This window comes from Streptomyces odonnellii, from assembly GCF_000981895.1.
Taxonomy (GTDB): domain Bacteria; phylum Actinomycetota; class Actinomycetes; order Streptomycetales; family Streptomycetaceae; genus Streptomyces; species Streptomyces odonnellii.
On the sequence record NZ_LATD01000095.1, the window covers coordinates 1 to 6,018 of the forward strand.

At 70.5% G+C, this 6,018-nt stretch carries 5 protein-coding genes; 2 read left to right on the plus strand and 3 right to left on the minus strand.

Going from position 1 to position 6,018, the window contains the following annotated elements; all coding sequences use genetic code 11:
* Nucleotides 1-118: 118 nt before the first annotated feature.
* The 3 genes from WH07_RS10640 to WH07_RS10650 all read right to left on the minus strand — a co-directional run bounded on the left by WH07_RS10640 (nt 119) and on the right by WH07_RS10650 (nt 2,689).
* Nucleotides 119-313, minus strand: coding sequence for a DUF6191 domain-containing protein (locus WH07_RS10640; protein ID WP_232788812.1), 195 nt, complete (start codon nt 311-313; stop codon nt 119-121).
* Between the two features lie 36 nt (nt 314-349).
* Nucleotides 350-1,510: a PQQ-dependent sugar dehydrogenase gene (locus WH07_RS10645; protein ID WP_408645827.1), complete on the minus strand. Its 1,161-nt coding sequence runs from the start codon at nt 1,508-1,510 to the stop codon at nt 350-352.
* A gap of 183 nt (nt 1,511-1,693) precedes the next feature.
* Complete coding sequence (locus WH07_RS10650) at nt 1,694-2,689, minus strand: aldo/keto reductase (protein ID WP_046498540.1); 996 nt, start codon at nt 2,687-2,689, stop codon at nt 1,694-1,696.
* A 72-nt stretch (nt 2,690-2,761) separates the two neighbouring features.
* On the opposite strand from WH07_RS10650, the gene WH07_RS10655 reads away from it, so the two are divergent.
* Nucleotides 2,762-3,700: a 2-hydroxyacid dehydrogenase gene (locus WH07_RS10655; RefSeq protein ID WP_046498543.1), complete on the plus strand. Its 939-nt coding sequence runs from the start codon at nt 2,762-2,764 to the stop codon at nt 3,698-3,700.
* Nucleotides 3,701-4,062: 362 nt separating this feature from the next.
* Nucleotides 4,063-6,018: sensor domain-containing diguanylate cyclase (locus tag WH07_RS10660; protein ID WP_046498546.1), on the plus strand; the 1,956-nt coding region annotated here is incomplete at its 3' end.

Sequence of the window (6,018 nt, forward strand, 5' to 3'; positions counted from 1 at the left end):
GCGGCACTCTCGCACCGCCTGCGCCTCTTCCCGGACCTGGCCGAGGTGCCCCGGAGTTCCTGAGGCTCCCGTATTACTGAGGGTCCGATTCCTGAGGGTCCGACTCGCTGGGAGTGAGCTACTCCTCGGAAACCGCCGGGGGCTGCGCCTTTTCCGCGGATTCCACCGGGACCCTGATGGTGACCTTGCCGGAAGCCAGATCTATCGGGCCCCGGCCCGGGTCGTTGTCATCGACATCGACCCGGCTGACTTCCAGCCTCTTGTTCTCGTCATCGGTGTGCTTACGGCCCGGGGCGAAGATCTCCTCGATCATATTGAACACAGACGGTTCACCTCTGACTCCGTGTCGCTACGCGACCTCCAGCAGGAGGATCCTGTCGTCCCCCGGCTTCGGTGTGCCCCGGCCGTCCGTATTGTTCGTCACCAGCCACACCTTGTCGCCGCCCACCGAAAGCACCGTGCGCAGGCGGCCGTACTTTCCCTGGAGGAACGCCTGGGAAGGCGCCGCGGATTCCCGTCCCGCCAGCGGAACCCGCAGCAGCCGCTCACCACGCAGCGTCGCCAGCCAGATGCAGCCCCGCGCATAGGCGATTCCGCTGGGAGATGCCTCGCTCGGCGGCCACTCGGCGACCGGATTCGTCAGTCCGGGCCTGTCCGACTTCCCCTCGGCCTCCGGCCAGCCGTAATTCTTCCCGGGCTCGATCAGATTCAGCTCGTCCCACTTGTCCTCGCCGAACTCCGAAGCCCACAGCCGCCGCTCGGAGTCCCAGGCCAGGCCCTCCACATTGCGGTGACCGTAGGAATACACAATCGAATCGGCCTCCGGATTCCCATGCACGGGCTGTCCGTCCGGAGTCATCCGGAGGATCTTGCCCGCCAGGGATTTCCGGTCCTGGGCGAGTTGCGCGTCACCGGTTTCGCCCGTGCCCGCGTACAGCATCTTGTCCGGTCCGAACGCGATCCGCCCGCCGTTGTGCACGGTGCCCTTCGGGATACCGCGCAGTACGGTGTCGGGCGCGCCCATCTGCTGCCCGGTCGGCTTCTTCTCGTCGTAGACCATACGGGCGATGCGGTTGTCCGATTCGGTGGTGAAGTACGCGTACACGAGGTGGTCCGAGGCGTACGTGGGGGAGAGCGCGATCCCCAGCAGCCCGCCCTCGCCCGCCGCCGCGACCCCGGGGACCGTCGAGACAAGGGTCTTCTTCCCGTTGTCCGCGTCGATCCGGGTGACCGTCCCCTCGTCGCGCGAGGAGACCAGCAGATCGCCGTCGGGCAGGGCGGCCAGGCCCCAGGGCGAGTTGAGCCCCTCGGCCAGGGTCGACACCACCTTGACCGAGCCCTTGGCGGGCGCGGCCGACGGGCTGGGCGCTCCCTCCCCGGGCGAGGCGGCGGGCTTGGACGTGACGCTCAGCCCCGGGACGGGTACGGCACCACCGCCGTCGGAGGAGCATCCGGTGACCACGAGAAGAGCGGCGGCGGCCCCCACGGCCGTCAGCGCTGAACGATGCACGGTTCCGATCCCTTCGACGACGGCGTCACCCCTGTTCTTACACCGCCGTTCTTACACCGGCGCGCCGTCCGCGGGTCCAACTGACGGACCGCTCCCGGCCGATCATGCGGATCCGGCCAATCCGCAAGGCGCCGCACCGAGCCGCGCCGCCCGCCGCGAGCCCCGTGACAACGCTCCCGGGGCTCAGTCCCACGACTCCCGAGCCGGCGGCAGCGCCGCGATCTCCGCCAGATCCCGCGCCGTCAGTTCCACCCCGGCCGCCCCCGCGTTCTCCACCGCCCACTGCTCCCGCTTCGTACCCGGCAGCGGCACCACATGCCGCCCCCTGCTCAGCACCCACGCCAGCGCCACCTGCGCCGGAGTCGCCCCGTGCCGCTCCGCGGTCCGCCGCAGCCCGGCCACCAGCGGCTGGTTCGCGGCCATCATCTCCGCCGTGAACCGGGGATGCCGGGCCCGCAGATCGTCCGGTTCGAACCCCTGCCCGGGGGTGAGCGTGCCTGTGAGGAAACCATTGCCCAGCGGCATCGCCGCCAGAAAACCGATTCCGCGCGCCTCGCACCACGGCAGCAGCCGCTCCAGCGCCTCCGGCGACCACACCGACAGCTCCGCCTCCACCGCGCTGACCGGAAACACCTGCTGCACCCGCTCCAACTGCCTGATCGTCGCCTCGTGCAGATGCGCGCCGGATCTGCGCCGGGACGCGCGCGCACCCACCGCGCACAGCCCCAGCGCCCGTACCTTCCCCGCGCTCACCAGCTCCGCCATCGCGCCCCAGGTCTCCTCGACCGGGATCTCCGGATCGGCGCGGTGCAACTGGTAGAGATCGATCACATCGGTCTGGAGCCGGCGCAGCGAGGCGTCGCAGGCCCGCCGCACATAACCGGGGCTGCCATTGGCGACCAGGTGCTGATCGCCCACCAGCAGCCCGCACTTGGTCGAGACGAAGGCATCCGCGCGCCGCTGCCCCAGCACCCGCCCCAGCAGCAGCTCATTGGTGAACGGGCCGTACATGTCGGCCGTGTCGAGCAGGGTCGTACCGGCGTCCAGCGCCGCGTGCACCGTACGGAGCGAGCGGTCGCCGCGCTGCTGCGAGCCGGTGTACGCCCAGTGCATCGGCATACAGCCGAGCCCGACCGCTCCCACTTCCAGCGCCGCCGCACCGATTGTCCTGCGCTCCAACGCCGTACCCCTCCCTTGTGCCGCCCTCAAGCTAACCGCATCCCTCCGCCCGCTTCGCATAGCCTCCTGACCATGACTTCAGACGTGTGGATCCCGTTCCCGGCCGACGAATTCGAAGAGCTGCCCGCAGGGCTCGGCCACCGCTTCTGGGACGGCACCCAGGACTTCCCCGCCGACCCGGCCGACTGCGTCCTCTACGTCGTCCCGTACATGAAGGGCCCCGAAGTCGCGACACGGCCGCTCGCCGCGATGACCTCCGTACGCCTCGTACAGACCCTCTCCGCCGGCACCGACCATGTGGCCCCCGGCCTCGGCTCGCTGCCCGCCGGAGTCCGCCTCTGCAACGCCAGGGGCGTCCATGAGGCCAGCACCTCCGAACTCACCCTCGCCCTGATCCTCGCCTCCCTGCGCGGCATACCCGGCTTCGTCCGGGGCCAGGAGCGCGAGGAGTGGCGCTCAGGCTTCTACCCCGCGCTCGCCGACAAGTCGGTCCTGATCGTCGGGTACGGATCGATCGGCGCCGCCATCGAGGACCGGCTCGCGCCCTTCGAGTGCGCGCGGGTGGCGCGCGTCGCGCGCTCCGCACGCACTACGGAGCGCGGGGCGGTGCACGCGTTCACCGAACTGCCCGCGCTGCTCCCCGAAGCCGATGTGGTGATTCTCTCGACCCCGCTCACCGAGGAGACAAAAGGCCTGGCCGGAGCTGGTTTCCTGGCCCGGATGAAGGACGGCGCGCTGCTGGTGAACGTCGCGCGCGGCCCGGTCGTCGACACCAAGGCGCTGCTCGCGGAGGTGGAGAGCGGAAGGATCACCGCCGCCCTCGATGTCACCGATCCGGAACCCCTCCCCGCGGGCCATCCCCTCTGGCATGCTCCGGGTGTCCTCATCAGCCCCCATGTCGGCGGATCCACCTCGGCCTTCCTGCCGCGTGCCAAGCGTCTCCTCACCGAGCAGCTCAGCCGGTTCGCCGCCGGGGACGAGCCGCTCAACACCGTCCTCATCACCGGATGAGCCCCCGCCCAAGGACCCCGTAGGCACAAGGACCCCGTCGCCGGCCCCGTACCGGTCTTCGGCCACTCCTCGCAGCCGTACGGACACCCTCGTGGCCGACAACAGACCAGGTCGTCACGGAGAGTAGAAGAACTATGTCCCTGAGTGACGAGACTGGTGTATCGTCCCGATCTGGGGGCCACGCCATGCCTGGCGCGGCGCGGCGGAGCGATGAGAATCCGAGGGGGGCGACGGGCGATGCACGGCCAATGGACCAGCGATCCGACGCGGCAAGGACGCCGTCGGTGGCCTCCGGACATCGCGGAGCACCGGCCGGCCCCGGTCCCGCCTTCGGCGACGGCGACGACTTATGGAGCGGTCCGGTGAGCGCCGAGGGCGTGGTCATCGGCCGGCGCACGCTCTCCGGCGGCGGCACGGGGCTGCTCGCCCAGCTCCTCCTCGCCCTGATCTGCGGAGGGTACGCGGCCGGGGCCGCGCTCGGCTGGGGCTCGGAGGAACTGGCCCTGTTCATGGGCGATTTCGGGCTGAGTCTCGCCGCCATGATCGCCGCCGTCTCCTGCTTCTTCTACGCACGCGGGAGCGGTGGCCGGTTCCGGCCCGCCTGGCTGCTGTTCTCGTTCTCCTCCGCGATGGCCTCCGGCGGGAACGCGGTCTGGGGCTGGTACGAAGTCGTGCTGGACGAGCCCGTGCCCAGCCCCTCCCTCGCCGATCTCTTCTTCCTCTGCTTCGCGCCGCCCGCCATCGTGGGCCTGCTCGTCCTCGCCAAGCGCCCGGTCAGCAGAGCCGGCTGGGTCTGTCTCGCGCTGGACTCCTGGCTGATCGGCGGCTCGCTGCTCACCCTCTCCTGGAGCCTGGCCCTCGCGCGCACCACCCAGGTCAGCGGCGGCGAGAGCGTCACGCAGGCCGCGCTCTCCCTCGCGTACCCCCTGCTTGACATCGTGCTCGTCAGCATGGTGCTCGCGCTGCACTTCCGCCGGGCCACGGGCAGCCGCTCCGCGGTGAACACCGCGATCGCCGCGCTCGCGCTGACCGTGCTGTGCGACGCCCTGTTCACCTCCCCGCTGCTGCGGGAGACGTATCGCTCGGGGCAGCTCCTGGACGCCGGCTGGTTCGCCGGTTCGCTGCTCCTCGCCTACGCGCCCTGGGGCGTGCGCAGGGTTCCGGAGAACGCGCCGCATCCCCGCCAGAGCCGCCACACCCGCCACTCCGGCCACCCGATCGCGGGCTCGCTGGCCGCGATCACCCCGTATCTAGCGGCGGCCGTCTGCACCCTGGGGATCCTGTACAACGTCACCGAGGGCCGCCGGGTCGACCGGGTCGTGGTCCTCACCGGCTGTACGGTCGTGCTCGCCCTCGTCGTACGGCAGGGCATCATGCTCGTCGACAACATCGCGCTCACCCATGAACTGGCCGAGACGGAGAACCACTTCCGCTCCCTGGTCCAGGGCTCCAGCGATGTGATCATGATCGCCGCGCCCTCCGGGATACTGCGCTACGTCAGCCCCGCCGCCTCCGGGGTGTACGGACGCGAGGCCGAGGATCTGGTCGGCGCCGAACTCGCCTCGATCATCCACCCGGACGACCTGGGCAGGGTCGTCCACGAAGTGCGCCGCTTCCTGGCAGCTCCGCCCTCGGAGGAGCCCACGACCCGGATCGAGTGCCGCTTCAGGTCCGGCGCGGGCGACTGGCTCAATGTCGAGTCCACCGTCAACCGCCACGAGGGCGGGCTGATCTTCAACAGCCGGGATGTCACCGAACGGGTGCGTCTCCAGGCCCAGTTGCAGCACAACGCCGAGCACGACCCGCTCACCGACCTGCCCAACCGCGCCCTGTTCACCGAGCGCGTCCGGCAGGCCCTGGCCGGCCGCCGTACGACCGACGCAGGCACCGCCGTGCTCTTCATCGACCTCGACGGCTTCAAGGGCGTCAACGACCGGCTGGGCCACCAGGCCGGCGACGAACTGCTGATCCTCGCCGCCCACCGGCTCCAGGAGTCGGTACGGGCCGGGGACACCGCGGCCCGGCTCGGCGGCGACGAGTTCGCGGCCATCGTCCTCGGCGACGGCGGCCCCGACCAGAGCGACCGCCAGTACCAGGTCCATGAGATCGCCGACCGGCTCCGCCTCAAGCTCTCCCAGCCGTACCGCATCGACGGCAACGATGTCCGGGTCGCCGCCTCCATCGGGGTCGCCTTCGCGGAACCGGGCATAACCCCCACCGATCTGATGCGCAACGCCGACCTCGCGATGTACCGCGCCAAGGCCTGCGGCAAGAACCGGGTCGAGCTGTACGCGCCCCAGATGCAGGCCGATGTGGTC

Bases quoted from the DNA above. Each gene is read 5' to 3' on its own strand.
- WH07_RS10655 (WP_046498543.1), top strand. From the start codon at position 2,762: ATGACTTCAGACGTGTGGATCCCGTTCCCGGCCGACGAATTCGAAGAG.
- WH07_RS10640 (WP_232788812.1), bottom strand. From the start codon at position 313: ATGATCGAGGAGATCTTCGCCCCGGGCCGTAAGCACACCGATGACGAG.